At 38.9% G+C, this 1,528-nt stretch carries 1 protein-coding gene; it reads left to right on the top strand.

All coding sequences use genetic code 11. The annotated features are described in order from the left end of the window. Nucleotides 1-63: 63 nt before the first annotated feature. A complete protein-coding gene (locus FLB_RS08925) occupies nucleotides 64-1,134 on the top strand; it encodes an IS110 family transposase (protein WP_064715622.1) in 1,071 nt (356 codons plus the stop codon). Nucleotides 1,135-1,528 lie beyond the last annotated feature (394 nt).

A 1,528-nucleotide genomic window follows, 5' to 3' on the forward strand; every position in this document is an offset into this window, starting at 1 on the left:
TTGCCCAAATCCGTTGTAGCATCTATGTAAAAGCATAACTTAGAGTTACTAAAAACGAAGATTATGCAATTACATGATGCCTTAACTATTCCAAAGATATTCATTGGTTTAGGCATTCACAAAAAAAGCTGGAGCGTTTCCATTCAAACGGATTTGTTTTTTTACAGAACGTTCTCCATGCCTTCTGTTGCCGAGGATTTATATCAATATGTGGAGCGAACTTTTCCAAATCACGAAGTAGCTTTAGTTTACGAAGCAGGTTGTTGTGGGTTTTCTGCAGCGCGCTACTTTTTAAACTTAGGTTGGCATGTTTTGGTAGTAAATCCATCCGATGTCAAGACAGGAGACAAGGAACGCTATCAAAAAACAGACGCTTTAGATTCCAAAAACCTGTCCAATCAATTAAAATCGGGTGTGCTCAGGAGCGTTTATATTCCTACCGAAGCACACGAACAGTTTACCACTTTGGCGCGTCATAGAACCCAAATCACCAAGAAACTCAGACAAAGCAAATCGCATATCAAAAGTATGTTGCTCTTTCATGGAATTGAAATACCTCCAGCATATGATAATTCAAATTGGAACAAGGATTTCATTGCATGGCTGGAAAATATAAAATTCAGTAGCAGTTGTGGAGAATTGGCTTTGCAGGGCAAGCTACGGATGTACAAATTTATCCGATCAGAGTATTTGGAAATTGCCAATCAAATGCGTTCGCATTGCAGAAAGACCTGTAAGAACGATTATAATCTCTTGAGGAGCATTCCAGGAATTGGCGGTTACTTGGCCAGTGTGATTCTGGCTGAATGTGGTGATCTTCGCCGATTCAATAACGAGGGACAATTTAGTTCTTACATTGGCTTGGTGCCGGGGATTTACAATAGTGGCGGATCAGAAAAATGTTTGGGAATAACCCCCAGAAGTCGTTCGCAATTGCGAAGTTATTTAGTGGAGGCTGCTTGGATTGCCATTAGAAAGGATGTCGAAATGCAGCAATATTACCGCAAACATCAAGGCAAGAACGTAAAGAGTGTCATTGTTAAAGTGGCCCATAAATTGGCACGAAGAATACTCTCGGTAATAAAAACGGAAACACCCTATCAAATCAATAGAAACTTAGTGTTAGAAAAATAAAACAACCTTCTTAAAAAGCTCAATCATACCAGAGAATAGACTGCAAAACAGCTATGGCGGTTCTGTAAAAGGAAGCCGCATTTTGTAGTAGGCAGCTATTTTTAATCTTACAATCATACCGATGCTGGTGGCTCGCCAAGGTGAGACCACATATAGGAGTAGGAGCTTTAAGATTTTAAAAGAAAGACTATGAAATAAAAGAGATCAGAATTCTTGGCATTATTGAAAAAGTCAGAATAACTTTTTCAGTCCTAAGCCTTCGGCGGACAAAAAGTTGTTTCCAACTTTTTCAACAAGCCGTTGGAACGGAATTTTATACTCGAAAAATAACCACATATAACCCCCTCAAAAGTTGTGAATAACTTTATGATGCTTTACATAGGAGTAGCTGTTA

The sequence above is a fragment of the Flavobacterium succinicans genome (assembly GCF_001662485.1).
Lineage (GTDB): Bacteria > Bacteroidota > Bacteroidia > Flavobacteriales > Flavobacteriaceae > Flavobacterium > Flavobacterium succinicans_A.

Coding starts and splice junctions, on each gene's coding strand:
- FLB_RS08925 (WP_064715622.1), top strand. CDS start 64: ATGCAATTACATGATGCCTTAACTATTCCAAAGATATTCATTGGTTTA.